This is a genomic window from Porphyrobacter sp. MBR-49 (assembly GCF_053628655.1).
Genome location: NZ_JBRJGU010000010.1, coordinates 49,572 through 75,913, shown reverse-complemented (window position 1 = coordinate 75,913; position 26,342 = coordinate 49,572). Strand labels below are relative to the sequence as shown.

Below are 26,342 nucleotides of genomic sequence, written 5' to 3'. Positions count from 1 at the left end.
TTGGATCAATGGCAAAAGCCGCGATTCTTGAACAACCGGGCCAAGGCCTGACCATCGGCGAAGTCACCTTTGCCGACCCACTTCCGCATGAAGTGCTGATCGACACCAAGGCCTGCGGGCTGTGCCATTCCGATCTGCACTTCATCGATGGGCATTACCCCCACGCGCTTCCCGCTATACCGGGGCATGAAGCGGCGGGGATCGTGCGCGCGGTCGGATCGGAAGTGAAGACGGTGAAGCCCGGCGATCATGTCGTCAGCTGCCTGTCCGCCTTTTGCGGGCACTGCGAGTTCTGCGTAACGGGCCGCATGGCGCTGTGCATGGGCGCTGACACCCGCCGTGCCAAGGGTGAACCGCCGCGTATGCTGCGCGCCGATGGCTCACCCGTGGCACAGATGCTCAACCTGTCGGCGCTGTCCGAACAGATGCTGATTCACGAACACGCCTGCGTTGCGATCGACAAGGATATGCCGTTTGATCGCGCCGCCGTGCTCGGCTGCGCGGTGACGACCGGGGCGGGGACGATTTTCAACGCTTGCAAGGTGACGCCGGGTGAAACCGTGCTGGTGGTGGGCTGCGGGGGCGTGGGTCTGGCCGCGATCAACGCCGCCAAAATCGCTGGCGCAGGCAAGATCATCGCCGCCGATCCGCTGCCGGAAAAGCGCGCGCTGGCTGAAGTGCTGGGCGCGACCCATACCATCGACGCGCTGGCCGAGGATGCGGCCAAGCAGATCATCGCCATTTCGAATGGCGGGGTCGATTGGGGGATCGAAGCGGTGGGCAGACAAGCCTCGGCCGATCTTGCAGTGGCATCGTTGCGGCGCGGGGGAACAGCAGTGATCCTCGGCATGATGCCATTGGATTGCAAGGTTGGCCTGTCGGCGATGGATTTGCTCGGCGGCAAAAAGCTGATGGGCGCGCTGATGGGGATGAACCACTTCCCCATCGATCTGCCGCGCCTCGTCGATTTTTACCTGCGCGGGCTGCTCGATCTCGATACGATTATCGCCGAACGCATCCCGCTCGATGCGGTCAACGAAGGCTTCAACAAGATGCGCGCGGGGCATTCAGCGCGCAGCGTGGTGGTGTTTGACTGATGCCAGAAACGAACAACATCGATTACGACAAGGAAATGGTCGGCACGGTCGCAGTGACCGAGAAAGACGCGCTCGATCTCGCCGCGCTGACGCGCTGGTTCGAAGCCAATGTCGAAGGCTTTGCCGGCCCGATCAGCTACACCAAGTTCAAGGGCGGGCAATCGAACCCGACCTACCGGATCGACACGCCCAGCGCATCCTACGTGTTGCGCCGTCAACCGTTCGGCAAGTTGCTGCCATCGGCTCACGCGGTTGACCGTGAATATACCGCGATGACCGGGCTGTATCCCACCGGCTTTCCCGTCCCGCGCACCTATGGTCTGTGCGAAGATCCGGACGTGATCGGATCGAAGTTCTTCGTGATGAGCATGGCCGATGGGCGCAGCCTGTGGAATGGCGCGCTGCCGGGGATCGAACCTGCCGAACGCCGCGAACTTTATCACGCGCTGATCGACACGATGGCCGATCTGCACCTTAATCAACCCGACGCCATCGGGCTTGGCGATTATGGCAAGCCAACCGATTACTGCGCGCGCCAGATCGCCCGCTGGACCAAGCAATACAAGCTGTCTGAAACCGAGCATATGCCCGAAATGGAGCGGCTGATCGAATGGCTGCCGCAAACCATCCCGCCGCAGCACGGTTCATCCGTGGTGCATGGTGATTACCGGCTCGACAACGTAATCTTCCACAAGACGGAAGCCCGCATCATCGCGGTGCTCGATTGGGAGCTGTCGACGCTGGGCGATCCGATTGCCGATTTCAGCTACCTGATGCTCAACTGGTTCCAGCCCGCTGACGGGCGTGCGGGGCTGCTGGGGCTGGATCTGGCGGCGCTGGGCATCCCCACGGTCGAAGAAGCGGTCGAACGCTACGTCGCGCGCACCGGCTATCCCGTTCCGCCGATGGATTGGTATTTTGCCTATAACCTGTTCCGGCTTGCCGGGATCATGCAGGGGATCAAGAAGCGCGTGATCGATGGCACCGCGTCGTCTGCCCATGCGCAGGCGATGAGCGACCGCGTGCGCCCATTGACCGAGCGGGCTTACGAATTCGCCCGCGCCGCCGGAATGCCAGCGTAACGCTTGCCGTGTTCCCACAGTGCGGCTAGCAGCACCGACTTGCTGATTTCGCACCGGAGAACACCATGAGTGACACCCTGATCGCCGCCATCGAAGACGCGTGGGAAAGCCGCGCTGACGTCACACCCGGCAGCGATGTGCGCCATGCCGTCAGTGATGCACTCGCGCTGCTCGATAGCGGCGAGGCGCGCGTGGCAGAGCCTGACGGAAGTGGCGGCTGGAAGGTCAACCAATGGCTGAAAAAGGCCGTGCTGCTCAGCTTCCGGCTGAACGAAAACCGCGTGATGGAAGGCGGCGCAGCGGGTGAGGCGGCGTTTGACAAGGTGCCGCTGAAGTTTGCTGGCTGGGGCGAAAACCGTTTTAGCGAAGCGGGTTTTCGCGTCGTGCCCGGCGCAGTGGTGCGGCGCGGCAGCTTTATCGGCAAGGGCGCGGTGCTGATGCCGAGCTTCGTCAATATCGGCGCTTACGTTGGCGAAAACACCATGATCGATACCTGGGCGACTGTCGGATCATGCGCGCAGATCGGCGCGAATGTGCATATTTCCGGCGGCGCAGGGATTGGCGGTGTGCTTGAACCCTTGCAGGCCGAACCCGTCATCATCGGCGATGGCGCGTTCATCGGTGCGCGCGCCGAAGTCGCCGAAGGTGTGCGGGTGGGCGAAGGCGCCGTGCTGTCGATGGGCGTCTATCTTGGCGCATCAACCAAGATCGTCGACCGTGCCACGGGTGAAGTCCACATGGGCGCGGTTCCGCCCTATGCGGTGGTCGTCCCCGGATCGCTGCCGGGCAAGCCGCTACCCGATGGATCACCCGGCCCAAGCCTCTATTGTGCGGTGATCGTCAAAACGGTGGACGCGCAGACCCGTTCAAAGACCGGAATCAACGAACTGCTCAGAGACTGAGGGACGACCGCGCCCGGCAGGTTTGAGAACGCGCCCGGCGCGGTATCGCGGTAATCATTGTAATATGTTGCCGTTGGCTTACCTTACGGAAACCAATAGGAGAGTCGCATGTCCGAACAAGACGACACCGTCCACATCGAAACCGACGCCGCGCGCGGGTCAGTATCCCACACTGGCCTTCGCTATGTGCTGGGCTTCAGCCTTGCCTTCGCCGTGATCGCGATGAGCGCGGTGTGGATCATTCCGGCGATCTGGGGCTGATCACTGCGCCTTCGCGGGCGATGTGATCAGCGTCTCGATCGGAGCCATGTCCGCGACGCTCGCGGCAAAAGCTTCGGCCGCGCGCATCACCCGCAGCGCATTGCGGCTGGCGATCATCTCCAGTTCGGCTTGCGAATAGCCGCGCCGGGCCAGTTCAGCGAACAGCAGCGGATAGCCGCGCACGTCCTCGAAACCGACCGGGCCTGATGGCATCCCGTCAAAATCCCCGCCAATGCCAATCGACTCCACTCCCGCAATCTCGCGGATATGGTCGATATGGTCGGCCATGTGCGCAATCGTGGTGGCGGGTTCGGGGTTGGCTTTATCCCATGCGTCCATCGTCGCCGTTACCGTGTCGGGCTGCCCCTGAAACAGCGCCTTCAGCCGCGCCTCTTCGGCCGAACGGGTGGCAAACCACTGGCGGCGTTGTTCATTGAGGAACCCCGGCAACGCCACCACCATGACGATCCCGCCATTATAGGGCAGCCGCCGCAGAACGGAATCGGGCACATTGCGCGGATGACCATTGATCGCGCGCGCGCCCGAGTGGCTGAAAATCACCGGGGCCTGCGCCACGTCGAGCGCATCGAGCATTGTCGCCTCGCTGACATGGGAAAGATCGACCAGCATCCCCAGCCGGTTCATCTCGCGCACCACATCCTTGCCGAAATCGCTCAGACCCCCGTGCACCGGGGTATCGGTCGCCGCGTCGGCCCACGGGGTGTTGCTGTTGTGGGTGAGCGTCATATAGCGCGCGCCCAGCGCATAAAGCTGGCGCAGCACCGCCAGGCTCGATCCGATCGAATGGCCGCCTTCCATGCCCAGCAGCGAAGCGACTTTGCCATCGGCCATTGCGCGTTCGACCTGATCGGCGGTCTCGGCATAACGCAGCCCATCGGGGTAGCGCGCGATCAACCGCTTGGTGACATCGATCTGCTCGATCACCTGCTGCACCGCCTCGGCCTCATCGGGGTTGGAGGGGACATAGACCGACCAGAACTGCGCCCCGACCTTGCCTTGGGCAAGCCGCGCCAGATCGGTCTGCATCACGCTCGCTTGGGGATGGCTCTCGCCAGTGTGAGAGGTGTCCGCAAAATCAAATCCGTTGATCTGGTTCGCCACCCGCGCGCGCAGCTGGTTGGGGACGTCATTATGCCCATCAAACACCGGCGCGGCCTCCAGCGCGGCATTGGCGGTGGCGACCGCCGGGTCAGCCTCCTGCGCAGCAAGCGGGCTGACCAGCGCCAGCGCAGCGGCCAGAGCGATGAAAGACGGCGCACAGATTTGCATGGAGGAGGCTCCCGAAGGTAAACGCCCGCTGATCGGGGCAAAGACATTGGCAAGGGTGATAGCGCGGCTAAGCTGATCGAACAATTGCGCTGGAATTACCGGTGCGCCGCACAGGCCCAACCACCGCCAAAACACGACGGCGCGCGACCCATAACAGGCCGCGCGCCGCCGATATTGCGCAAGTGGCAAGGCACCGCGATGGTGCCCGGCACGCTTACTTGAGGTGCTTGGACACCGCAGCCGTCATCTGGAACATCGAGATCTGGTCTTTGCCGATCACCGCGCCCAGCTTGGCATCGGGATTGATCTGACGCTTGTCCTTGGTGTCCTGAAGGCTGTTCGCCTTGATGTATTCCCACACCTTCGATGTCACCTGAGCGCGGGTCATCGGACCCTTGCCGATGACCGCTTCGAGATCACCGGAAAGTGTCACGGGTTTCTGCAGTGCGTTGGTCGAGCCAGCCATATTCTACTCCCTTGTCATAGTGGCAGTTTAGTCAATCTCATCATCTTCCCAGCCCGCATCATCACTCCCGCCCCCGGTAAAGGTAGCGTGGAGCACTGCGCAGGCGGTAATCGTCCCTTGCAGCGATGCGAGCAGTTCCGCCCTCCCCGCGCCAGGCATCAGCACAAGCGGCAGGTCGGTAGCGAACAGTTGAAACAGATAGTGGCGCGTCTCACCCTCGGGCGGGTCGGGCAACAGCCATTCGGAATTGCCAAACGCGTTCTTGCCAGTGCGCGGCGGCACTTCGCCTTCAAGCAGCTTGCCGCGCTGCGCAGCGAGGCCCCAGACTAGCCAGTGGCACGCTGGTTCAGCGCCCCCCTTGGCCAAAGCGCCCGAAGCATCTTCAACGACCAGCACCAATTCGTGCGATCCGGGCGGCGGCGCGCTCCATTCCAGCGGCGGGGCGACGGCGTCTTCTTCCCACGCGGTGAAGCTGGCGTCCATTTCCTCGCCCGCGCCAAACGCCGGGCTGGTCAGCGCAAATCCGCCGCGCGCCATCGTCTGCGCCGATCCCAGCACCGCCACCGCAAGGCCGGGATGACGCGCGGGCGCAGGCACGTGCGCCGTGAGCCAGGCCGGAAAATCAGTCATGATTCTGTCGTTCCATCCCCCTCGTGCTAGTCCAGCCAGCGCCGAGAAACGAGACTTGGCAAGGCGGTTTTCGCCGGTTTTTGCGGAAAACTCAGCAAATGCAGGCAAAAAGGTCACGGTTTCAGCCCTATTGCACAGTTTGGATGCGCCGATCCTTGCTCTTGCACCGGTGACATTGCATCTCTTCGATGTAGAAAACAGGGCTTAGCCCGCCTCTGATCCTTTACGATTCCGGAGTTATCACTCGCCATGCATGTCGGTCGCACCGCATTGAGCTTCGTTCTCGCCGCCAGTCTTGCTGCCTGTGGCGGCGGCGGATCGTCAAGCCCACCGCCCAATACCGGCGGCGGGCCGACCCCTGCGCCCACACCAACTCCGACACCTTCAGCCTGTTCGCTGCGTGCCCAGCAGGATTTTGCCGATCAGGTGCTCAATGAATGGTATCTGTTCCCCGATCTGCTGGCCACGGTCAATCAGACCAGCGTCAACAGCCTGCAAGCCTACCTTGATGCGCGGGTCGCCCCGGCGCGGGCGCAGAACCGTGATCGCGGGTTCACCTTTGCAACCTCGATTGCCGAAGAAAACGCGCTGATCAATTCCGGCTCCAGCGCGGGCTTCGGCATCCGTCTGGCGTTTGATAATGCTGCACGCCGGGTATTCGTGGCGGAAGCTTTTGAAGGTGCCAACGGCCTTGCCGCCGGATTGGATCGCGGTAGCGAGATTACCGCGATCGGCACCACCAGCGCCAACCTGCAAACCGTATCCAGCCTGATGGCAAGCGGAGGCGCGCAGGCGGTGGTCGATGCACTTGGCCCGTCCACCGCAGGTACAACACGGGTGCTGCGCTTTGTCCAACCCGGCGGCGCAACCATCGAAAGCAGCATCACCAAGACCGATTTTTCGCTCGATCCGGTATCAGACCGCTTTGGCACGCTGATCCTCAATGATGGCGGCAAACAGGTGGGCTATCTCAACCTGCGCACCTTCATTGTTGCTGACGCCGCAGAACAGTTGCGCCAGGCCTATGGCCAATTCGCCGCGCAGGGCGTGACCGAATTGATCATTGACCTGCGCTATAATGGCGGCGGGCTGGTGAGTGTGGCCGATACGATGGGCGATCTGATGGGTGAAGGACGCATCGGACAGGTGTGGAGCCGCACCATCTTGCGCCCATCCAAGGCAGCCGAGAACGAAACACGATTGTTTCGCAGCGAAGTCAACGCGATTGCCCCCAGCCGTGTCGCCTTCATCGCCACCGGTGCGACCGCATCGGCAAGCGAGTTGGTCACCAACAGCATGATCCCCTATCTGAACGATAACATCGCGCTGATCGGTGCCAATTCGTTTGGTAAGCCGGTCGGCCAGTTCGGGTTTGATCTTGCCGCATGTGATCTGCGGGTGCGCGCGGTCACCTTCCAAACGGTCAACGCCAATGACCAGGGCGAATATTTTTCGGGTCTGGCTAGCGTAATGCCGAATACTTGCAGCGCGGGCGATGACCTCTCACGCGCGCTTGGTGATCCGCAGGAAGCCTCAATTGCGACCGCACTCGATTTTCTGGCCGGGCGCTCATGCGCAGCGCCGATTACCGGCGGGCAAATCGCAATTGCGGGCGGCGTGAATCAAACCCAGCGCGCGCGCGCCGGACTCGATCTGCCAGAGCACCAGATGCTGCAGCCCCAACGGCCCAATGCCGCGCAGTTCGAGATTCCGGGACTGTTCTAGGATCAGGGCGTATCAACCCCGCCGTTTACGGCGCGGCATCGCCCGTAAATGGCTGCCGGTCAGTATAGCCGCACCCGCGCAGGGTTTCGTCACCCAAGGCGATAGTGGCGACATAGGGATAGGTGCGGTCGCTCATCCCGTCACTGCACGCACCGGGCGTAAGCGTGATAGTGACTGCGGCCCCTTCCATCGTGCCCGAAAAGCCCAGCCCGTTGTTTCCAGCGAACCGCTCAACCGCAAAGTCATAGCCTTCGGGATGATCGGGGTTGGCATAATTTGCTTGCCCCCCTGATATCCGGACGCCCCAGAACGGTTCGGTTCCGGTAAGCGTGATCACCTCATCAGGTGCCACTGCGGCAAAGGTTTCGCCCGCGGGGTCGATGGTCTGTTTGGCCGGGCTGCAAGCGGTCAGGCCCATCAGCAGCGCAGCTGTGACCGGAAATGAAACCTGGTGGATTGTCATGGCACCGCCTCCCCTGCGAACGTTTAGCGAGAATAGACCCCCTCGCCCCGTTTGCAAGCCGCATCGGGCGCTGGATGACTGCCTCTACGCCAGCAGGCCACAATCCCGCGTTCTGACATGCCCGTCACTGCATCGCTGCCTGCAGCGCCGCGCAATCAGCCGACTGCCCGAAGTGGCTGGTGACAAAGAACCGATGAAGACGTTCAGGACATACGCCATTGGCTACTTCCCTATGGCGTTGGCCCGAAGCCACCTGAACGACACTCATGGTCGATATGCGGTGCATAGAAACTAAGATCAATCACCCCTGGCGCAACGGTCAGACCGAGCGGATGAACCGGACTATCAAGGAAACAACCGTCAAACGCTTAATACCAGCGCGCTAAGATGCTGACGCATCACGCGCTGAAAATGCTCAGGCGCCGCACGGGCTTATACCAGTTCGGCGTCGGGCACGATATCGACCCGCCAGCCAAGCCCCAACCGCCCGGCCAGCAGCTTTATATCCTTTTCGGTCGACTGGCCGCACAGCGCGGCGTGGCTGTGCGCCAGTTTCAAAACCAGCGCGGTGTCTTCCACCACCAGCCGGCTGACTTCGAGCGAGCGGCGCGACTGCGCGCCCAGCCGCCGGGCGATCCGCAGCGCCAGACCCCAGCGCACCGCTTCCTCCAGCGCCTCCTCGCTTGCGAGCGCGCGCACCCGGGCGGGTAGATTCAGCTGGTTGCCATTGGCGGAAATCGCAGCGGCGAGCATCGCGCGTTCCATGGCATTGATCCCCACCCAACGTTTGTGCAGCGCCCAGTTGATGGCTTGCGGCTGGCGGATGTTCGGTTCGATCTGCATTGCGGCGAGTGCCAGCATGGTTGCTGCCAGCCGCAGCCGTTCGCTGCCATGTTCGCGCGCGGGCGCCGCGTCGAGCGTCCAGGCTGCCAGCCGCGTCGCCAGCGTCGGAGCCGATCCGCGCTGGCTGGCAAACACCGCGATCCCGGCGAGCAGCGGGTCTTGCGCCTTGGTATGCGCTGGCAGGCGATCATAAATCAGCCCTTCGCGCAGACCCCATGATGAAAACACCACCTTTGCGGGTGCCAGCCGCGCCAGCAATGCCTGCAACAGCACGGCGGCATCGGGCAGCTTTTCAGCGCGCATCGCCGAAATCCGTTCGCGGCCTTTGATTACCTGGCTTTCGGTCGAGGCTAGGCCCTTTGCAAGTTCGTTCGCGGCATCGGAGTCGAGTTCGAACCCGTGCGGATCGCTGAGCGGGTATCCGCGCGCCGCCATCGCATAGACCGCCATCGCCCGCCACGTTCCGCCGACCAGATAGAGCGCGCCGTTCGCATCAGGCGCATTGCCCGATAGATCCCACCCGGCCTTGCGGATCGCCTTGTCGAGCGACTTGTCCATCTCTGCCCGCCCGCCCTTGCGGTGATCGGGCAGGCGCAGGGTGCCGAGCGGCAGCGTGCTGGCGCTGTCGGTCTGCCCGCCAGCAACGCGCACCAGTTCAAGGCTACCCCCGCCAAGATCCGCCACGATCCCGCGTGCTTGCGGGAACGCGCCGATCACCCCGTGGGCGCTGAGCAAGGCTTCCTGCTCGCCCGTGATGACGCGCGGCTGAAGGCCGATAGCCTGCAACTGCGCGACGAATTCAGGGCCATTGGCTGCATCGCGCACCGCCGCTGTGGCCACCGTTTCAATATCGGTGATGCCCAGATCGACCAGCAACAATGCAAACCGCCTCAGCCCGCGCATCGCCAACGCCATCGCTTCGTCGGCCAGCCTGCCCGCGCTGGCGATGTCACGCCCCAGTTTGGCGGTCACCTTTTCGTTGAGCAACACGGTGGGCGCGCGCATCGTGCCGCCATAGACGACCAGACGCACGGTGTTCGAACCGATGTCGATGATCGCACGTTCGGGCCTGCTTCCGGCAATCACGCTGCCAAGCTCACCCCGACGTTTTGGATAGGTCACTAGGCCGCCCCCCGGCGCATGGTCAGCTTGGGCACCGCGCCCGCTTCAAGCGCCCCGCCGCGCCCCGATAGCGACGGGTTGGTCATGAAATAGCGGTGGCAGTTGAATGGTTTTGCTCCGTCTTCCTTGGCTGCCGTAACCCGCGAATAATTGCCATCGGGGTGCAACCACCAGCTTTGTTCGGTATCAAGCATATTGGCCAGCAGCACCTGTTGCAGCACCTGATCATGCACGGTGCGGTTGAGGATAGGGATCAGCGCCTCAACCCGGCGATCCAGATTGCGGCTCATCATGTCCGCCGATGAGATGAACACCGCCGCCTGCGTGCTCGGCAGGGCGTGACCATTGGCAAAGGCATAGATACGGCTGTGTTCAAGGAAGCGGCCGATTATCGATTTGACCCGAATATTTTCCGAAAGGCCCGCCACCCCAGGGCGCAAACAACAGATGCCGCGCGTGATCAGTTCCACCTGCACCCCGGCATTGCTGGCGGCATAGAGCCGATCGATCACGCCTTCATCGGTCAGCTGGTTGCACTTGAACCAGATCGCCGCTGGCTTGCCTGCCTGCGCATGGGCGATCTCGATATCGATCCGGCGATAGATTTCGGCGCGCAGATCGATCGGCGCGATGTGGATGCGTTCGAGCGCATGGGGTTCGACATAGCCGGTGACGAAATTGAACATCTTGGCCGCATCGCGCCCCAGTTTGGGGTCGGCGGTGAAGAAGCTCAGATCAGTGTAAACCTTGGCGGTGACAGGGTGATAATTGCCGGTGCCAAAATGGCAGTAAGTGCGGAAACTTTCGCCCTCGCGGCGCACCACCATCGCCACCTTGGCGTGGGTTTTCCAGTCGGTGAAACCGTAGATCACCTGCACCCCGGCGCGTTCAAGCTTGCTCGCCCATTTGAGGTTCTGTTCTTCGTCAAACCGGGCCTTCAATTCGACCACGGCCGTGACCGATTTGCCCGCCTCTGCCGCCTCGATCAGGGCATTGATTACCGCGCTTTGTGATCCCGCGCGGTAAAGCGTCTGCTTGATCGCCACCACATCGGGATCGGCGGCGGCCTGCCGGATGAAATCAACTACCACTTCAAAACTTTCGTAGGGGTGGTGGATGATGATGTCCTTTTCGCGGATCGCGGAAAAGGCATCGCCGTCATGTTCGCGGATGCGTTCGGGAAAGCGCGGCGAATAGGCGTCGAACTTCAGGTCAGGCCGGTCTTCGCGGACGATTTCGGCCAGCCCGTCGATCCCGATCATCCCATCGGTCTTGATTACCGCGGCTTCATTGATGCCCAATTGTTCAAGCAGCAGCGCCTCGGCGGCAGGATCGAAATCTTCCTCCAGTTCCAACTGGATCACCTGCCCGCGGCGGCGGCGCTGGATTGCGCTGCGGAAGGTGCGCACCAGATCCTCGGCCTCTTCCTCGATTTCGATGTCGCTGTCGCGCAGCACGCGGAACAACCCGTCGCCTTCGATCGTGAAGCCGGGGAACAGCGCGCCGGCATAGCGCTGGATCAGCCGCGCGATCGAAATATACAGCACCCCGCTTTCGCCCGTCACCCTATGCGGCACCCGCACAAACCGCGGCAGCGCGCTGGGGATCAGCACCATTTCGATCAATTGTTCGTTTGTCTCGTCGCGGGTCAGCGTGAACAGCAGGCCCATGCCTTCGTTCTGCACGAAGGGGAACGGATGCGCCGGGTCGAGCGCCTGCGGCGTGATGATCGGCAGGATTTCTTCAAGGAAGAACGCTTTCAGCCACTTGTAGGCGGCAGGGCTGATGCGCTGTTCATCGGCAATGTGGATTTCAGCCCCGGCCAATCCATCGCGCACCGAACGCCAGATCGCTTGCTGGCGCTGCGACAATTCAGCCAGCTTTTGCCGGATCGCGGCGAGTTGCTGCGAAGGGCTACGCCCATCAAGCGACGGTGTTTCCAGCCCGCGCTGCACCTGCCCGACCAGCCCGGCCACGCGGATCATCATGAATTCATCAAGATTGCTGCCCGAAATCGACAGGAAGCGCAGGCGTTCCAGCAGCGGATATTGTTCGTTGCAGGCCTCTGCCAGCACGCGTTGGTTGAATTGCAGCCACGATAGCTCGCGGTTGAAATAGGGCGATTCGTCAGGGCCAAGTTCAACCATCTGCACGGTGCTTGTGCTGGCGGAAACATCCTCAGTGGCAATCGGTGACGTGCTCATCGCTTCCCTGTTCTGCCTCGCGCCGCTTGATCGATCACGACACTCGCAACCCCATGTTCGCTAGGCTGCAAGGTGTAAATCAGGAAGATGTGCTTGTCACACCAATGTCAATTTGACAGCTTGTGCTGACGGGCCACCTCTGGCGGCGCAGACCGGACATCATACCAGATCCCGGCTATCAGCAATCTGCGTGATCCCGCGTTTGCCATTGGCATCGCGGCCCAGTTGCACGATCACGTCGATCACGCTGGCGGCATAGGCGATGGTGTCTGTGCGGGTCAGCCCGATCCCGGTCTGCATCACCATCAGCGACAATTGTTCGAGCGCGCCGCGCAAGCTATTGGCGTGGATGGTCGAAAAACTGCCCGGATGCCCGGTGTTGATCGCGCGCAGAAAACTGACACTTTCCGCGCCGCGCAATTCGCCCAGCACGATCCGGTCGGGCCGCAGGCGCAAGGCGGCTTGCAGCAATTCATTGGCGGTGACTTTGGCCTCGCCCAGCTCGCCTTTGATCGCGACCAGGCCGACCGCGTTTTCTCCCGGAAACTTCAACTCGGGCGTGTCTTCGACCATCACCACCCGTTCAGCGCGCGGGATTTCGCCGAGCATGGCGTTGAGAAAGGTGGTCTTGCCGGTGCTGGTGCCGCCCGAAATCAGGATCGTGCGCCGCGCCCGGATCGCTGCGCGCAGAAACGCAATCGGCTGCGATTGCGGGTCGGGCAGGTCGACATGGCCCTCGCCCACCAGCGGGCCGGTGTCATAGGCATCAAGCGGCAAGTCGAGCCTGCGATGGCGGCGGATTGCCATTACCCAATGCTTGCGGCTGGCAGGCGGGCCGCAGAACTGCACCCGCGCGCCGTCTGGCAGGGTGGCACCCAGCAGCGGGTGTTCGCGGTTGATCCCTTGGTGCGAAACGCGCGCGACCTGTTCGGCGAGGCGCTGCACGAGCCGGTCATCAATTTCGGGGGTATCAATCCGCTGCATCCCCGGATTCGACGCATCCTCGATCCACACTTCGCCGGGTCGGTTGACCATGATTTCGGTCACAGTGTCACGATCAAGCCAGCGGCGGAACGGCGCGAGATAGGCGTCAAGATAGACGCTGCGTTCGGCACTCAACGCGGCGCTGTCAGGCTCCTCACCCATGCCCAGTCGGTGGATATCCGCGCTCATTGCTCCACTCAGTTGCCGACCGTGCTGAAATCGAGATCGCGCGCGGTGAACACCCGGATCGGTTCGCCCATGCGCACGCGGATGGTCGGGCTGATCTCGCCGTTGGCCTGCACCGCCGAACTCGCCGCGCCTTGCGCGCCGCCCGCAACGATCACGCCGCCGACGCCGCCGGTCGCAACCGCGCCCAGCCCGCCGATCACTGACAGCAGCAGGCCCGATCCAAAGCGTTTGAAGAAGTGGCTGTTGACGTCACCTTCCAGCCCGGTCGTCCCGTCAAACCCGATCGCGGGTGATGCAAGGTTGACCGAAGCGCCATCCGGCCGGATCAGCCGCGTCCAGATCACATAGGCGCGCCGCTGCCCTTGCTGCACGCCCGCCTGATACTGCCCGATCAACCGCGACGAACGCGGCACGAGAATGCGCTTGCCATCAAAACTTCGCACATCCTGGCTCACCACCGCGCGGACAAAGCCCGGAACATCGGTGTTGATCGCGGTTTCAAGGATCGCGGGGATCAGCGTGCCTTCGGTCACTGTGGTCGAAGGATTGGTCATCGGCCGCGCCTGTGCAGGCGCGCCGCCCACCCCGCCGATACGGCTGGCAAAGGCGGCCGCACCGCCGGTGCCTGCCACATCACCCGCCGCGCTGCCTGCCGGTGCGCCCAACGGAGCCTCGGCAAGGCGCGAGGCGCTGGCGGCGCGGCTGGCGTCGAACACCAATTGCGGGCTGGCATAGGGATTGATCGCCGCGCCCGGCATCATCGCGGGGTTATTGGCCAGAACGGGCGCTGGCGCGGGATCGGGCTGCGGTTGGGCTGGTTGCAGCGCAGGATCGGCCACGGGCTGCACCGTCGCAGGCGCAGCGGCCTGCGGCGGGGCCACGGCGGGATTGCCGATCCCCTGCGGTTCTGGCGTGCGTGCCGAATTCATCGCCCAGAACGTGGTCGCGCCCAAAAGCGCGACCAGAGCCACCCCAACCGCTAGCCCAAGGCTGTCACCTTTCGCCTTGCGGTCGGTAACAGCCGGGAACGCCGCGCGGCTGGCGAGATCGATGATTTCCGCCGATTCGCGCTCCCGCGGATCAACCGCTTCGCTACCTGCTCCATCGCCCTTTTTCGGCGGTAAACGCATGGCCAGACGCATTATTCGGTCTCCTTGGCGAAGTGAATGTGGTTCGAAATCATCACGATCCCCGCTTGCCCGACAGCCCGGCGCTGCGCGCCGACGGAGCGGCAGGGCCGGTATTGGTGAGCGTGGCGGTATCGCGGCCCGAACGCAGGATGATCTGCGGCGGCACCCCGTCAACCACCACCGTATCCCCGCGCACGGTGAAGTTGACCGGGCCTTCATCGCCATCGTCATTGGTCACGAGAATGGCCGGGATTGCAGTGCCCGTGGGCCAGCTCAGGAACACTGCATCACCATCGTCAAAGGCGCGGCTGGGCAGCAGTTCAACCGCGCCCGCGCTCGCCCATTCGAAGTTCAGACTAGCCGGATCGGACACCGCATAGGGATCATTGGCAGCCGCCAGCTCCAGCGGGTTGGCCGCCGCACGCAAGGCCTCCGCCTCAGCCTCGGCCGCCATAGCAAGCCGCGCTTCTTCCTCGGCCTTTTCCAGCTCGGGATAGCGGAATTGCAGCACGTAAAGCGGGGCATTGCGCGGGGATGCGACCAGATCGAACAGGTAGGTGCGCCGGTCGGTCACCACCGTCATATTGGTGCGCGCGGCGGGTTCCAAAGGTTTGACGAACAGGATCGTCTGCGCCTTGTTTGGCTGCACCTGCCACGCCGCGCTGTCCCCGATGGCGACGTTTTCGATCACTTCATCGGGGGCGAATTTGATGGTGGTCTGCACCTTCACCTTGCCGTCGATCCGCACCACGGCGGCCTCATCATAGACCAGCGTTTGCAGTCGGGCGTCCTGCGCCGCAGCGGGGGCAGTCAGCGCGAAGGCGAGCGCGGGAAGAATCACGGCTCGGATCATTGGTAGGTCTCCGGTGGGGTGGTCATGGCGGGCTTGGCTCCGCCTTTGGTATTGCTGGCCGAACGGAAGCGGTTGCCGATGCCGCGGGTGCGCGAAGTGGCGGGGTTGAGCGGCACCACCTGTCCGCCACCAGACGTGGCAAAGACGTGTGTTTCACGTGAAACATTGCCCGCAGGCCCGGTATCATTGCCGGCAAGCGCGGGCGAAGGGGTGCCTAGGTCGACCCTGCGCGGGGCAAGGCCGGGATTGCCAGACGCGATATTCGTGCTGCGCGGCGTGGTCACGGCCATCACGGGTGGGGGCGCGGAGCGCGGGGCATCATTGCTGCGGCCACGCTGCTTGTCCGGAACCAGCCCGAACACCTGCCAGCCTGAAACCATCGTGCCCGCCACCTTCAACGCCATGAACATCAACGCCATGTGCACCGCGCCGACCAGAAAGAACGCCATCGCCGCCTGCTGATCGATCTGCCCCGGCACCGCCACCAGCGCGGCGAGGATCGGCACCGCGAGTTCGAGCATGATCGACCCGCCCAGCACCGCGAACAGCGGTGCCAGCGCCATCATCGTCAGCCCCTTGAGCCAGCCGGTGAACAGCCCGCGCGTGCCTTCGAACAAGGCCAGCACCACGAAAATCGGCCCCACCGCGAGCAGCAGCGCCAGCGCAATCCGCGCCGCCACCAGCAGGCCCACGGTGCCGAGCAGCAGCAGCATCGCGCCAAACCACATCATGCCCGGCGGCGAAAAGGCATTGATATCCTTGGTATCCCCGCTCGCCTGCTGGATCGCGAGGAACACCACGTCGAGTTTCTGCGCGAACACCGTCGTGGCGCTTTCACCTCGCACGCCGGTCAAGATGCCTGCGATCTGGTCCGGCCCGCCGATGAAGATGTTGTAGAAAATCGTCGAAAACGCCACAAAACTGGTGGCAAAACCCATTACCAGCCCCAGTGTGATCACCTTGGGCAGCAGCGCGCGCACCCCAAGGTTTGATCGCCCCAGCATCAGCGAAATCGCAAAGAAGCTGACATACAGCACCAACATCAGCGTCAACGCGAAGGTCAGCTGGCCTTCGGTGCCAAACAGCCGGTTGAACGCCTGTTCGGATACCCCGCTGGCGATGCAGTCCACCGCCGAAAGCGCGGCGGCCACCCCGGTGCCCATCGACTGGGCGGCCAGATCGCACGCGGTGGTCATTCCGCGGCCTGCCAGACAGGCTGGCCGTCTTCGTCCACCACGCCATCGGGCCACTCGCGCCCGGTGAGCGCGGGATACCAAGCGGCCGGCTCATCCCCCACCGCTTCGCGCAGCAGATCGAGCCTGCGCACCGCGCTTTCGCGGCCTGACAGGATGGTGAGCACCTCCGGCGCGCCCGACAGGTCGAGGCGGACAACCACGGATGCATCGGGCTGACGCACAAGGAAGCAGCGCGAGTGCGCGGGTAGCGAGCGGATCAGCGCGAATTCGTGGCTCGTCAACCCGAACCCGTCGCAGTAATCCTCTGGCCGCGCGCGGCTGTTGGGCATGAACACCATCGTCGCGGTCTGTTCGACCAGCGCGGTCGAAATCCGGCTGTCGAGCGCATCACGCGCGCTTTGCGTGGCAAACCCGACCAGCGCGTTGCGTTTGCGCAGCGTCTTCAGCCAATCGCGAATGCGCGCGGCGAACACCTCGTCATCCAGCGCCTTCCAACCTTCATCGATCAGGATCATAGTCGGCTGACCATCGAGCCGTTCATCAATCCGGTGGAACAGATACATCATGGTCGGCGTGCGCAGACGCGGGTTTTCGAGCAGCGCGGTCATGTCAAAGCCGAGCACGCGCTGCGAGAGGTCGAGCCGGTCGCGTTCGTTGTCGAACAGCCAGCTATGTTCGCCTTCCCCGATCCACGCCGCCAGCCGATCCGCCAGATCGCCCGGTGTCGGGCGACGCGCGCCCGCGAGCAGTTCCTTGAAGTGGCGCAGCCGCCGCAGCGATGGATCATTGGCGTAGGTCGCATCAACCGCGGCGCTGATGGTCGAAAATTCCTCTGGCCCATCGGCCTTCAACAACACCGCGAGCCAATCGCGCAGGAACGCACGGTTGGCAGGCGTATCGGGCAGGATGAGCGGGTTGAACCCGGTGGGCATCCCCGGCGCGATCCGGTCATAGCGCCCGCCGATCCCGCGAATGAACAGCTCCGCCCCGCGATCCTTGTCAAACAGGATGGTGCGCGGTTTGAACTTCTGCGCTTGGGCCGCAAGGAAGTTCATCACCACGGTCTTGCCCGAGCCGGATGGCCCAATGACCGAGAAATTGCCCAAGTCCCCGTGGTGGAAATTGAAGAAGAACGGGGTGGCGCTGGTGGTTTCCAGCAGCGTCACCGCATCGCCCCAGTGGTTGCCTGCGGCCTGCCCCAGCGCAAAGCCGTGGAACGACCCGAAGCCCGCCATATTGGCCGAGGATATCAGCGCGCGGCGCACGATATATTCCTCGTTACCGGGGAACTGCGCCCAGAACGCGGGTTCAAGATTGGTATCCTCACGCACCGCAATCGCGCCGGTATCGGCCAGCGCCGCGGCGCAGGACGCCATGGCGTCATCGAGCCGGGGGAGCGAGCGTTCGCGCACCAGCACGGTCAGGTGATGATCGCCAAACCCGACCGCACCATTGCCCAGCGCATCGCGCGCCGCCATCATGTCGGCGCGTTCGGCAGCGGCTTCTTCATCCACCGAGCGCGAACGGCGCAGCGCAAGGTCGATGCGTTCTTTCGCCGTGGTGCGTTCGTTGGGGGCGTAGCTTTCCGTCACCACCATTTCGAACGGCAGCCGCAGCAGATTGTCGAGCAGACCGGGCGAGGTCGCCTCGGGATAGTCTTTCAGCCCGAGGATCGCGGCGAAATCGGGCGCGGCTGACCCGCGCAGCTCCATCGCATCAAGGCCAAAACTAGCTCGGCGATAGGGCAGCATATGGCCGATATCGGTTTCCGGTGCAGGACGGCGCACCGGGCGCATTTCGCCATTATACAGCGCGCTGAGCAGCTCCAGCATCTCGGAGTTCGTGCCTGCCGAGCCGGGTGCCTGATAATCCCCCAGCACCGCCGCGCCGTAATTTTGCAGCGAGGCGACCAGCCCGGTGATCGCGGCCTTGAGGCTGCGGATGTCCTTAGGGTCGGCCTCAAGCTCATCCTGACGGCTGCGCGAGAACAGTTTGGAGAGGCGTTCGGGCAACCCGGTTTTGCCGCGCGCGGGGCGGCGGATCAGGGTGACGAACTGATCGTTGATGAACAGCGATCCGCCCGCCAACCGCTGCTTCCAGCGCGCGTCGATATGGCGCGACAGGGCATCGGGGAATTCGGCGTCCAGCTCCACCTCAACCCGGCGGCGGATGACGTGGTGATACATTACAAACCGCGCATCGAGGGTGGAGCGCAGCATCACCTCACGCGTGGCGGCGTGGGCGTTCAGCGCGTCGGAATCCTCGGTTTCAAACAGCAACCCCGGCACCTGAATCGCGCTCATCACCGATCCATCGCGCAGCAAAACGGTGTTTTCATCCACCAGCCGCGCATAGGGCAGCCGGTCGCCCACGCGCGCTTCCTTCGCGCTCCACGCGGCGGCTCCGATCCACTTCTTCATGTCCGGGCGTCCTTACGGCGCATAGGAATTGCATCCCCAGCGTTTGAAATTGGGCACGCGCGGGCATTTGCTGACCTTGGTGATCCACAGGTCGAAAACGCGCGGTTCGCGCAGCGAAGCGAAATAGCCGATCACGTGCATCACAATCGGCACGGGAATGACCCAGAAGCTGTCGAGGATCAGGAACGCGATCGTCGTCACCATCAGGTTGATGACGAAGAAATTCATCGTCACTCCCGCAAACATCTGCGGGCGGGTGAGCGCGCGATGCACCGGGTTGCGGGTGAGATCGCTCATCGTAGCATTACCCCGCCGCCGACTGGATGCCGGCGACAATCGTGGTCGCGCCGAACAGGATGAACACGCCGATGATGACCGTTGCGCCGAAGCGCCAATTCATCCGCCCGGTCAGCATCATGAAGCCGATCGCGGCGACCGCCATCACCGCAACCGTGGTCGCCACCGTGCCGAGCAGCGTGCCCTGCAACCACAACAGCGCCGAATTGATCGGGCCGGAACCCGCCGGATCAGCGGTTTGGGCAAAGGCAGCCGATGGGGTGAGCGCCAGCATCAGCAGCGCGGCAAGGTGGGCAGGAAGGCGACACAGCGACATCATTTATTTATCCATACCTTCAGATACATGGCGATCATCCGCCGGTTATTGTGCTGCCGGGCGCGCATGGTTGGCAAGCCGCCCCATGATCGCCGCAACATATTGCTTTGTCTCGCGGATATCGGGAACGCCGTTCGCGCGCTCAACCCGCCCCGGCCCGGCATTATAGGCGGCGAGCGCCTTTTCCAGATCGCCGTCGAACCGATCGAGCTGTTCACGCAGGTATCGCGCCCCGCCTTCGAGATTGGCGAAGGGATCATCGGCATTCACGCCCAGATAACGCGCCGTCCCCGGCATCAACTGCGCAAGGCCGCGCGCGCCAACCGGCGACACTGCGTTTTCTCGCCAGCGGCTTTCCTGCCACACCACCGCTTCGAGCAGGCTGGGCGAAAGGTCGAACCGCGCGGCCAAGGCGTTGATTGCGGCGGCATAGCGCGGCGGCACGCCTGCGGCATGGCGCGCAGGGTCGGCGATGGCGGAGGCGGGGAGCATCAGACCCCCCGGAAAATTGGCATCAAGTTCCGGCGGTGCAGCAGGTGCGCCCGCCAGCGGCCCGGCCACCCAACGCGCGCCATCGGGGCCAAGCTCAAGCACGTCGGCGCGTGCGCCGGTCGCAAGACCCAGCAGCGTGGCAGCAATCGTGACGCGGCTAATCGCGGCGAGAATCATGTCCCGGCCCTCCAGAATGTCCCCTTTGTCTAACCTAAATGACAGTCAGGTGACAGCCTCGCGTCTGTGGGTGCTGCGCGCCGGTCTTCCGACAGCAAAACGGGCGAGCCGCCAGAGGCAGCCCGCCCGGATGCGGCGACATGGTGCGACCCGAAGGCCGCCGGCCGATTATTCGCGATAGGTCAGTTGTTCGCTGCGCATATTGGCCGGACGAAACTCGCCGCGGTCGAGCATCCTGATCGCCTTGCGCGCCAACCGCCGCGAATCGGTGGTGGTGCCATCGGCGGTATCGAGTTCAATCACCTCACGGCTGGCGAGTGCCGCTTCGAATGCGGTACGGGCCTTGGCCTCGTTACCGGCTTGGGCATAGGCGATCCCCAGGTTGATCAGAAGCGCAGGGTCATTGGGATCAGCAGCGCTGGCTTTCTCCAGCACCATCAACGCCTGATCCACCCGTCCGGCGGACAGCGGCTGCGCGGCGAGTTCACTTGCCGCAACCGGCGGCTGCAATTGCGCCGCAGACGGTTCTGCCAGCGGTGCGGCGGCGATCAATGCAATGGCGAAGGCGGTCATGGACATGGGCGAAACTCCCTCTTCAACTGACGAGCATGGTGACTCGAATTGATGAAAGATGCAACAAAACTGCAACATTGTAATATTTCTGTAATTTGATTCTCCAAACATATGTTTTTAAAGTATATTAATATGAATTATGCGGCCCCCGCAGTCGCCATCGCGTAATTCTTTTTTGTCATATTTGTCTTTCTTCAGTCATAATAGCGTAACTGCCACATAGCTGTAATGCTGAAAGAATTCTGTCACGCACCAACCCTAGCGAGCCTCAGGCGCACACCGTTCGTCGCGCTTGATTCGATTCTCGACCATTTAGGGGACCGCTCGCTGTGAAAAATATTCAACGCTCTTTCGTTCTGGGTTGCAGCCTGATTGCATTGGCTGGCTGCGGCGCGGATGAAATCGTCTCGCCGGGCACCAGCGGCGATATCATCATCAACAACCCGGCGCCGCCCGCACCGACGCCGACGCCCACCCCAACGCCCACGCCTACGCAGTCACTTGTGACCCCGGCGGCAGGTTGCCCGACCATTGCGTCGACCGGCGGCCTGACCGACGCTGGCACGATCAGCGGCCCGACTGGCGAATATCGCGTTTGCCGTCTGCCCGCGACCTTCAACGCCAATGACAATCTGCCGTTCGTGAACGGTCTGCTTTACCAGATCGACAGCCGCGTGAACGTTGGCGCTGACCGGGGTTTCAGCAGCACCGGAGCCGGCGTCACGCTTTCCATTGAGCCGGGTGTAATCTTGTTTGCACAGGCCAATTCGTTCTTTGTCGTCAATCGCGGCAACACCATCCGGTCGAACGGTACGGCAGATCGCCCGATCATCTGGACCAGTCGTGATAACGTGATCGGCCTGGCCAATGATAACAGCCAGCAACAGTGGGGCGGCGTCGTGCTGCTGGGCCGCGCACCGGTTGCGGATTGCAACACCGGCGTGTTCAACACCGATGCGGTGCCAAATGCCAACCCGCAATGCGAACAGCAGCTTGAAGGCACATCGGTGGCCACCCCTTATGGCGGGGCCAACAACGCTGATAGTTCGGGCTCATTCACCTTCAACCAGATCCGCTTTTCGGGCTTTGAACTTGCACCGGGCAACGAGCTTCAATCGCTCACCACCGGCGGCGTTGGTTCGGGCACCACAATCGAAAACCTGATGTCGTTCAACAGTTCAGATGACGGTGTCGAGTTCTTCGGCGGCACGGTCAACGTCACCAATATTGCTGTGATCGGGGCGTCGGATGATGGCCTTGACGTCGATACCGGCGCGCAGGCGAACCTTGAAAACGTGGTTGTGGTGCAACGCGCCAGCACCGGCGACTCGTTGATCGAACTCGATTCGCCCAACAGCGCGTCACTGCCGATCATCGCGCGCCCGCTCACGCGGATGCGAGTCAACAACTTCACCTTTGTGCAGCGTTCAACCACGTCCCCCCAGATGATCCGCGCACGCGGCGGAGCGGCGCTCGGCCTCACGAACGGCGTGATGGATAAGGTCGATGGTGACGGATCGTTCTGCTTCCGGATCGACGAACAGGAAACGCTCGACGCGCTGCTTGGTATCAATTCGGTCGTGTGTGATGGCGGCACCACGCGTCAGGCCCGCGGTGATCGTTCCGCCGGTGCAAACGCCACCACCGATGCCGAAGTGCTGGCAGGCGTAACGGCGGGAACCAATGTCAACCTGGCATTCACCATCACGCTGACCGGCGGGATCGTGAATGGTGCCAATGAAAATGCGGTGACCGCGTTCGACGCAACCGGCCTTGCTGCGATCTTCACCGCCCGGCCGGGCATCGGCGCGATCCAGACCGGAGCGGATTTCAACGCGTTCCGCAACTGGACCTGCAACTCGTCGATCCAGGATTTCGGCAGTTCGACGGGCGCTTGCACGACACTGCCCGTCTTCAGCTGATCGGCTGCTTCGAAATGGGGGGGCGCAACCGATGGCGGGCGCCCCTCCCCTTTCTTTTCCGGCTGATGACAACCGGTGATTTCCCAAGGCCTATTCATGAAGGGGTCTAACATTATGACGACTGGCACGCGCCTGGCAGGGCTGCTGCTTCTGACTTCGTCGCTCACCTTTCCCGGCGTTCTGCACGCCCAAGCTGTTCCGGTTGAAACGGATCCCCCGGCGCAAGATGTGCTGGACGACCAAACCAGCAGTGATGACGAATTCGAGCAACCCGACATTTCGGTGCCCGGTGGCGGCATCATTGTGACCGGGCGGCGCAGCCGCAATCCTGAACGCTCATCCACCCAGGTCTTGAGCGTGCTGTCCGAAGCCGACATTGCCCGCACCGGTGAAGGCGACATCGCAGGCGCTTTGGGCCGGGTTAGCGGCCTGTCACTGGTTGGCGACGGACGGGTATTTGTGCGCGGGTTGGGTGATCGCTATTCGCTCGCCTTGCTCAACGGCCTGCCGCTGCCCAGCCCCGAACCGCTGAGCCGCGTCGTTCCGCTCGATATTTTCCCGACCAGTGTGATCTCATCGTCGCTGGTGCAGAAAACTTATTCGGCCAACTTCCCCGGTGAATTCGGCGGTGGGGTGATCAACCTGACCACCAAGGCGATTCCGACCGAAAACTTTCTCGACGTCAGCATCGGTAGCAGCGGCGACACCGAAACGACTTTCGAAAACGGGTTGACCCATTTCGGTTCGAACCTCGACACCTTCGGGTTCGACAATGGCAACCGCGATATTCCGACGAATTTGCAGGCGTTTTTCGACAGCGGACGGCGTGTTGGTGATCTGACGCGCGAAGAAAGCGGGGCGATTGCCGGACAGCTGTTCCCGCTCAATCTCGTGACCTTGCAGAAGAACAACCACCTGCCCGCCAATTTCAGCGCCAATCTTACGGGCGGCCTGTCGTTTGAATTGGGCGGCGATACCTATCTCGGCGTGATTGCCACAGCTGGCATCACCAACACCTGGCGTAACCGTTCGGTGTTGAGTCAGGCTGGCAATGCTGATCTGACGCAGGTGTTTGAAACCTCCAACACCTTCATTACCGATAACAAGATTCTGGTGAATGGTCTGCTAGGTTTCGGCTTGGACATTGGCGAACACACGGTTCGATGGACCAGCCTGTATATCCGCGACACTCTCAAGACCTCGCGGTTGGGCACCGGCAACGACATAAATCTGGGCGATAGCGGGTTTGATTTCCAACGCCAGCAGACCGCGTGGTTTGAACGTCAGCTGATCGACACCCAGTTGGTGGCCGAGCTGGATTTTGGTGCATTGGATGTTGACCTGCGCGGCGGCTATGCGCGTTCTGAACGCGAAGCGCCGTTCAATGCCGAATTTGAATTCGTGCGCAGCAACAACCCCGGTGATCCGTTCGGTGATAAGTTTCTGGTTGATATCGGCGGGCGGCTCGGCGACACTAATCGTGCATCGGTTGCTTTCGACGCCCTCAAGGAAGATCAGTATTTTGGCGGGATCGACCTGTCCTATGATCTGTTCGACACGCTAACCGCGACAGTCGGCTATGCTTACACAGACACCGACCGCCGATCATCCAGCCGCCAGTTTTTGCCGCTGATATCTTGCGGGCCGATCTGCGATTTCCTGCCCCCTGAATCCCAGCAGGACGCCATCACCGCGCTGGGCCTGCGCCGTCCGGGCGACATCATCAATGGTTCGACGCTGGCCGGTTTCAATATTCAACTGACCGAACAGACCCCCTTCCCGGTGTTCGACGCCGCGCTTGAGGTCAATGCCGGCTATGGGCAGTTGCGCTGGCTGCCGACCGATCGGATCACGGTCGATGTCGGTGTGCGCTACGAAGACGGCGAGCAAACCGTCGCCCTGGATCAATCAGTATTCCTCGAACCGATAGTGGGGTCCACCCCGACTGACATCAACAATGATTATTTCCTGCCCGGTGGAACCGTGACGTGGGAAGCGATCGACGATTTGCAGCTGCGCCTTTCCGCTTCGCGAACAATCGCCCGCCCGCAGTTCCGCGAGCTGGTGGAACAGACCTATTTCGACCCCGAATCAAACCGCCGGTATCGCGGGAACCCGTTCCTGCAAGATAGCGAATTGACGAACCTGGAAGCGCGCGCCGAATATTACCTTGGCGGCAGCGACCGGATCAGCCTGGCCGGGTTCTACAAGGACATTGATAACCCAATCGAAAACTTCCTGATCAATGCCTCGGGCGAATTGCTGACAAGTTTTGCAAACGCGCCATCAGCCGAGCTTTACGGGGCGGAGCTGGATATTTCCTATGGCGTGCCGCTTGATGGTTGGGGGGGATTGTTCGAAACGAAGCAGTTCCTGATCTTCGCCAATTATACCTTCACCGAATCCAGCATTTCGGTGGCTGACGGTGATATTGCCCCGGTGCCGGGCAATACCGAACAAGACGCAACCCAATTGTTCGACAATGGTTCGCCGCTGGTGGGCCAGTCGGATCACATCGCCAATCTGTCATTCGGGATCGAGGATACCGATAAGGTGCAGCAGGTCACCATGCTGGTGAATTACGCGAGCAAGCGCGTGACGCTGCGCGGTGGGCCTTTGCCTGACGTGGTGGAAAATCCTGGCATCACCTTTGATCTGGTGGCCCGGTCAGAGTTGCAATTGGGCGGGCTGCCGCTGGAACTCAGCTTCAAAGTGCGCAACATCTTTGGCCGCGACAATTTCGAATTTCAGGAACTGGATGGCAACCGCATCGAAATCAACACTTTCGATGTGGGAACCGCGTTCAGCCTAGGGGTAAAAGCCAGCTTTTGATGATGGCCGCAGCGCCTCCGCGCTGCGGCGGCCTTCCCGACAGGACAAGAGATCAGGACGTTATCGGCGCGAAGCGCCGCAAGGCCGACCGGCCGCCCGCAGCTACGCGGCCTTCAGGCCGTGTGAGCGAGGATTTCGCACGGCGGATGCCGTGCGGAAACAAATATCATTATCAACCTAAATCGAACACATACCCCAGTGATCGCACGGTGCGCAGCGGGTTACCACCGCCCGCCGCCTTGATCGACCGCCGCAGCCGTCCGATCCACACATCGACGGTGCGTTCGTCAATCGGCGGTTCGCGCTTGCCCAGCCCGTTGATCAGATCATCGCGGGTCAGCACGCGGTTGGGGTTTTCGGCAAAGAAGCGCAGCAGCCGGAATTCATTGGGCCGCAGCACAATCGGCTCACCATCCCAGCGCGCCTGCAACGCCGCCATGTCGATGGTGAGCGCGCCCAGTTCGAACCGGCGGGTGGCGCTGCGTTCGCTGGCGCGCGATTGCAGCGCCAGCACCCGGTCAAGCACGGCGGTGCGGGTCAGCGGGCCGACAACATAATCATCCGCCCCTGCCCGTAGCGCGCGGCGGCGGTCTTCGGGATCATCTTCTTCCAGCACCATCGTGACATGCGCGTCTGCCGTGCGCGGATCGGCGCGCAACCGGCGGCATAGTTCGAGGCCCGCAAGGTCGGGCAGCACCCAGTCGATAAAGGCCCACATCGGCCCTTCGACCAGCCGCCGCGGGCCTTCCGGCCCCAGCCGGTCAAAGGTGAAACGGCGATGATCATGGACGAAATCCTCAAGGCTTTCGCCCAGCTCACTCGTCAGAAAGATATTGACGACATCCATGTTCAGACTGCCCCGGTTTATCGTCGGAG

24 protein-coding genes and 1 pseudogene are annotated in these 26,342 nt (G+C 62.4%); 9 read left to right on the top strand and 16 right to left on the bottom strand.

The features are described 5' to 3' along the window. The first annotated feature begins 8 nt into the window (after positions 1–8). The 4 genes from ACSSV3_RS13335 to ACSSV3_RS13320 all read left to right on the top strand — a co-directional run bounded on the left by ACSSV3_RS13335 (position 9) and on the right by ACSSV3_RS13320 (position 3,342). Complete coding sequence (locus ACSSV3_RS13335; protein WP_354326581.1) at positions 9–1,097, top strand: Zn-dependent alcohol dehydrogenase; 1,089 nt, start codon at positions 9–11, stop codon at positions 1,095–1,097. After that, positions 1,097–2,179 carry a phosphotransferase family protein gene (locus ACSSV3_RS13330; RefSeq protein WP_354326583.1) on the top strand — a complete coding sequence of 361 codons (1,083 nt, stop codon included), beginning with the start codon at positions 1,097–1,099 and terminating at the stop codon, positions 2,177–2,179. The genes ACSSV3_RS13335 and ACSSV3_RS13330 overlap by 1 nt, the downstream gene beginning before the upstream one ends. Before the next feature lie 65 nt (positions 2,180–2,244). Next, positions 2,245–3,081 carry a 2,3,4,5-tetrahydropyridine-2,6-dicarboxylate N-succinyltransferase gene (dapD, locus tag ACSSV3_RS13325; protein WP_354326585.1) on the top strand — a complete coding sequence of 279 codons (837 nt, stop codon included), beginning with the start codon at positions 2,245–2,247 and terminating at the stop codon, positions 3,079–3,081. A 108-nt stretch (positions 3,082–3,189) separates the two neighbouring features. Next, on the top strand, positions 3,190–3,342 hold the full coding sequence (locus ACSSV3_RS13320; RefSeq protein WP_354326587.1) for a hypothetical protein: 153 nt from the start codon (positions 3,190–3,192) through the stop codon (positions 3,340–3,342). Here ACSSV3_RS13320 and ACSSV3_RS13315 read toward each other — a convergent pair whose 3' ends face one another. From ACSSV3_RS13315 to ACSSV3_RS13305, 3 genes are all read right to left on the bottom strand, one after another. Then, a complete protein-coding gene (locus ACSSV3_RS13315; RefSeq protein WP_354326589.1) occupies positions 3,343–4,632 on the bottom strand; it encodes a dipeptidase in 1,290 nt (429 codons plus the stop codon). 214 nt (positions 4,633–4,846) lie between these two features. Continuing rightward, positions 4,847–5,098: an SWIB/MDM2 domain-containing protein gene (locus tag ACSSV3_RS13310; protein WP_354326591.1), complete on the bottom strand. Its 252-nt coding sequence runs from the start codon at positions 5,096–5,098 to the stop codon at positions 4,847–4,849. Between the two features lie 27 nt (positions 5,099–5,125). Beyond that, on the bottom strand, positions 5,126–5,728 hold the full coding sequence (locus ACSSV3_RS13305) for a YbhB/YbcL family Raf kinase inhibitor-like protein (RefSeq protein ID WP_354326593.1): 603 nt from the start codon (positions 5,726–5,728) through the stop codon (positions 5,126–5,128). On the opposite strand from ACSSV3_RS13305, the gene ACSSV3_RS13300 reads away from it, so the two are divergent. Next, positions 5,727–5,936, top strand: a complete 210-nt coding sequence (locus ACSSV3_RS13300) for a hypothetical protein (RefSeq protein ID WP_354326595.1) — start codon at positions 5,727–5,729, stop codon at positions 5,934–5,936. The two genes, ACSSV3_RS13305 and ACSSV3_RS13300, sit on opposite strands and share 2 nt — an antisense overlap. A gap of 41 nt (positions 5,937–5,977) precedes the next feature. Further along, a complete protein-coding gene (locus tag ACSSV3_RS13295) occupies positions 5,978–7,453 on the top strand; it encodes a S41 family peptidase (protein ID WP_354326597.1) in 1,476 nt (491 codons plus the stop codon). Between the two features lie 25 nt (positions 7,454–7,478). Here the strand turns inward: ACSSV3_RS13295 and ACSSV3_RS13290 are convergent, their stop codons facing one another. Next, positions 7,479–7,916 (bottom strand): COG3650 family protein, encoded by a 438-nt coding sequence (locus tag ACSSV3_RS13290; protein WP_354326598.1) that lies wholly within the window; start codon positions 7,914–7,916, stop codon positions 7,479–7,481. Between the two features lie 70 nt (positions 7,917–7,986). Here ACSSV3_RS13290 and ACSSV3_RS13285 point away from each other — a divergent pair. After that, positions 7,987–8,284: pseudogene (locus ACSSV3_RS13285) on the top strand (hypothetical protein); the annotation flags it as partial. A gap of 64 nt (positions 8,285–8,348) precedes the next feature. On the opposite strand, the gene ACSSV3_RS13280 reads toward ACSSV3_RS13285, so the two are convergent. The 11 genes from ACSSV3_RS13280 to ACSSV3_RS13230 form a co-directional block, all read right to left on the bottom strand. Then, entirely contained in the window at positions 8,349–9,881 is a 1,533-nt protein-coding gene (locus ACSSV3_RS13280; RefSeq protein WP_354326600.1) for a Ppx/GppA family phosphatase, read from the bottom strand. After that, entirely contained in the window at positions 9,881–12,085 is a 2,205-nt protein-coding gene (locus ACSSV3_RS13275; protein ID WP_454184819.1) for an RNA degradosome polyphosphate kinase, read from the bottom strand. Before ACSSV3_RS13275 ends, ACSSV3_RS13280 begins: the two co-directional genes overlap by 1 nt. Before the next feature lie 159 nt (positions 12,086–12,244). Then, positions 12,245–13,258 carry a P-type DNA transfer ATPase VirB11 gene (gene virB11, locus ACSSV3_RS13270; protein ID WP_354326601.1) on the bottom strand — a complete coding sequence of 338 codons (1,014 nt, stop codon included), beginning with the start codon at positions 13,256–13,258 and terminating at the stop codon, positions 12,245–12,247. An 8-nt stretch (positions 13,259–13,266) separates the two neighbouring features. Next, complete coding sequence (locus ACSSV3_RS13265; protein WP_354326603.1) at positions 13,267–14,400, bottom strand: TrbI/VirB10 family protein; 1,134 nt, start codon at positions 14,398–14,400, stop codon at positions 13,267–13,269. A gap of 40 nt (positions 14,401–14,440) precedes the next feature. Further along, complete coding sequence (locus tag ACSSV3_RS13260; RefSeq protein WP_354326605.1) at positions 14,441–15,241, bottom strand: TrbG/VirB9 family P-type conjugative transfer protein; 801 nt, start codon at positions 15,239–15,241, stop codon at positions 14,441–14,443. Next, entirely contained in the window at positions 15,238–16,437 is a 1,200-nt protein-coding gene (locus tag ACSSV3_RS13255) for a type IV secretion system protein (protein ID WP_354326607.1), read from the bottom strand. Before ACSSV3_RS13255 ends, ACSSV3_RS13260 begins: the two co-directional genes overlap by 4 nt. Next, entirely contained in the window at positions 16,434–18,857 is a 2,424-nt protein-coding gene (locus ACSSV3_RS13250) for a VirB4 family type IV secretion/conjugal transfer ATPase (protein ID WP_354326609.1), read from the bottom strand. The genes ACSSV3_RS13255 and ACSSV3_RS13250 overlap by 4 nt, the downstream gene beginning before the upstream one ends. Positions 18,858–18,869: 12 nt before the next feature. Then, positions 18,870–19,154, bottom strand: coding sequence for a type IV secretion system protein VirB3 (locus tag ACSSV3_RS13245; protein ID WP_354326611.1), 285 nt, complete (start codon positions 19,152–19,154; stop codon positions 18,870–18,872). A 7-nt stretch (positions 19,155–19,161) separates the two neighbouring features. Next, entirely contained in the window at positions 19,162–19,473 is a 312-nt protein-coding gene (locus ACSSV3_RS13240; protein WP_354326613.1) for a TrbC/VirB2 family protein, read from the bottom strand. A 42-nt stretch (positions 19,474–19,515) separates the two neighbouring features. Continuing rightward, on the bottom strand, positions 19,516–20,139 hold the full coding sequence (locus tag ACSSV3_RS13235) for a lytic transglycosylase domain-containing protein (protein ID WP_354326615.1): 624 nt from the start codon (positions 20,137–20,139) through the stop codon (positions 19,516–19,518). Positions 20,140–20,307: 168 nt separating this feature from the next. Next, positions 20,308–20,718 (bottom strand): tetratricopeptide repeat protein, encoded by a 411-nt coding sequence (locus tag ACSSV3_RS13230; RefSeq protein WP_354326616.1) that lies wholly within the window; start codon positions 20,716–20,718, stop codon positions 20,308–20,310. Between the two features lie 323 nt (positions 20,719–21,041). Here ACSSV3_RS13230 and ACSSV3_RS13225 point away from each other — a divergent pair, with 323 nt between their 5' ends. Next, positions 21,042–22,634 carry a hypothetical protein gene (locus ACSSV3_RS13225; protein WP_354326618.1) on the top strand — a complete coding sequence of 531 codons (1,593 nt, stop codon included), beginning with the start codon at positions 21,042–21,044 and terminating at the stop codon, positions 22,632–22,634. 114 nt (positions 22,635–22,748) lie between these two features. Continuing rightward, entirely contained in the window at positions 22,749–25,466 is a 2,718-nt protein-coding gene (locus tag ACSSV3_RS13220; protein WP_354326620.1) for a TonB-dependent receptor domain-containing protein, read from the top strand. A gap of 172 nt (positions 25,467–25,638) precedes the next feature. Here the strand turns inward: ACSSV3_RS13220 and ACSSV3_RS13215 are convergent, their stop codons facing one another. Next, on the bottom strand, positions 25,639–26,313 hold the full coding sequence (locus ACSSV3_RS13215; RefSeq protein ID WP_354326621.1) for a response regulator transcription factor: 675 nt from the start codon (positions 26,311–26,313) through the stop codon (positions 25,639–25,641). Positions 26,314–26,342 lie beyond the last annotated feature (29 nt).

Bases quoted from the DNA above. Each gene is read 5' to 3' on its own strand.
- ACSSV3_RS13335 (WP_354326581.1), top strand. From the start codon at position 9: ATGGCAAAAGCCGCGATTCTTGAACAACCGGGCCAAGGCCTGACCATC.
- ACSSV3_RS13330 (WP_354326583.1), top strand. From the start codon at position 1,097: ATGCCAGAAACGAACAACATCGATTACGACAAGGAAATGGTCGGCACG.
- dapD (WP_354326585.1), top strand. From the start codon at position 2,245: ATGAGTGACACCCTGATCGCCGCCATCGAAGACGCGTGGGAAAGCCGC.
- ACSSV3_RS13320 (WP_354326587.1), top strand. From the start codon at position 3,190: ATGTCCGAACAAGACGACACCGTCCACATCGAAACCGACGCCGCGCGC.
- ACSSV3_RS13315 (WP_354326589.1), bottom strand. From the start codon at position 4,632: ATGCAAATCTGTGCGCCGTCTTTCATCGCTCTGGCCGCTGCGCTGGCG.
- ACSSV3_RS13310 (WP_354326591.1), bottom strand. From the start codon at position 5,098: ATGGCTGGCTCGACCAACGCACTGCAGAAACCCGTGACACTTTCCGGT.
- ACSSV3_RS13300 (WP_354326595.1), top strand. From the start codon at position 5,727: ATGATTCTGTCGTTCCATCCCCCTCGTGCTAGTCCAGCCAGCGCCGAG.
- ACSSV3_RS13305 (WP_354326593.1), bottom strand. From the start codon at position 5,728: ATGACTGATTTTCCGGCCTGGCTCACGGCGCACGTGCCTGCGCCCGCG.
- ACSSV3_RS13295 (WP_354326597.1), top strand. From the start codon at position 5,978: ATGCATGTCGGTCGCACCGCATTGAGCTTCGTTCTCGCCGCCAGTCTT.
- ACSSV3_RS13290 (WP_354326598.1), bottom strand. From the start codon at position 7,916: ATGACAATCCACCAGGTTTCATTTCCGGTCACAGCTGCGCTGCTGATG.
- ACSSV3_RS13275 (WP_454184819.1), bottom strand. From the start codon at position 12,085: ATGAGCACGTCACCGATTGCCACTGAGGATGTTTCCGCCAGCACAAGC.
- virB11 (WP_354326601.1), bottom strand. From the start codon at position 13,258: ATGAGCGCGGATATCCACCGACTGGGCATGGGTGAGGAGCCTGACAGC.
- ACSSV3_RS13265 (WP_354326603.1), bottom strand. From the start codon at position 14,400: ATGCGTCTGGCCATGCGTTTACCGCCGAAAAAGGGCGATGGAGCAGGT.
- ACSSV3_RS13260 (WP_354326605.1), bottom strand. From the start codon at position 15,241: ATGATCCGAGCCGTGATTCTTCCCGCGCTCGCCTTCGCGCTGACTGCC.
- ACSSV3_RS13255 (WP_354326607.1), bottom strand. From the start codon at position 16,437: ATGACCACCGCGTGCGATCTGGCCGCCCAGTCGATGGGCACCGGGGTG.
- ACSSV3_RS13250 (WP_354326609.1), bottom strand. From the start codon at position 18,857: ATGAAGAAGTGGATCGGAGCCGCCGCGTGGAGCGCGAAGGAAGCGCGC.
- ACSSV3_RS13245 (WP_354326611.1), bottom strand. From the start codon at position 19,154: ATGAGCGATCTCACCCGCAACCCGGTGCATCGCGCGCTCACCCGCCCG.
- ACSSV3_RS13240 (WP_354326613.1), bottom strand. From the start codon at position 19,473: ATGATGTCGCTGTGTCGCCTTCCTGCCCACCTTGCCGCGCTGCTGATG.
- ACSSV3_RS13235 (WP_354326615.1), bottom strand. From the start codon at position 20,139: ATGATTCTCGCCGCGATTAGCCGCGTCACGATTGCTGCCACGCTGCTG.
- ACSSV3_RS13230 (WP_354326616.1), bottom strand. From the start codon at position 20,718: ATGTCCATGACCGCCTTCGCCATTGCATTGATCGCCGCCGCACCGCTG.
- ACSSV3_RS13220 (WP_354326620.1), top strand. From the start codon at position 22,749: ATGACGACTGGCACGCGCCTGGCAGGGCTGCTGCTTCTGACTTCGTCG.
- ACSSV3_RS13215 (WP_354326621.1), bottom strand. From the start codon at position 26,313: ATGGATGTCGTCAATATCTTTCTGACGAGTGAGCTGGGCGAAAGCCTT.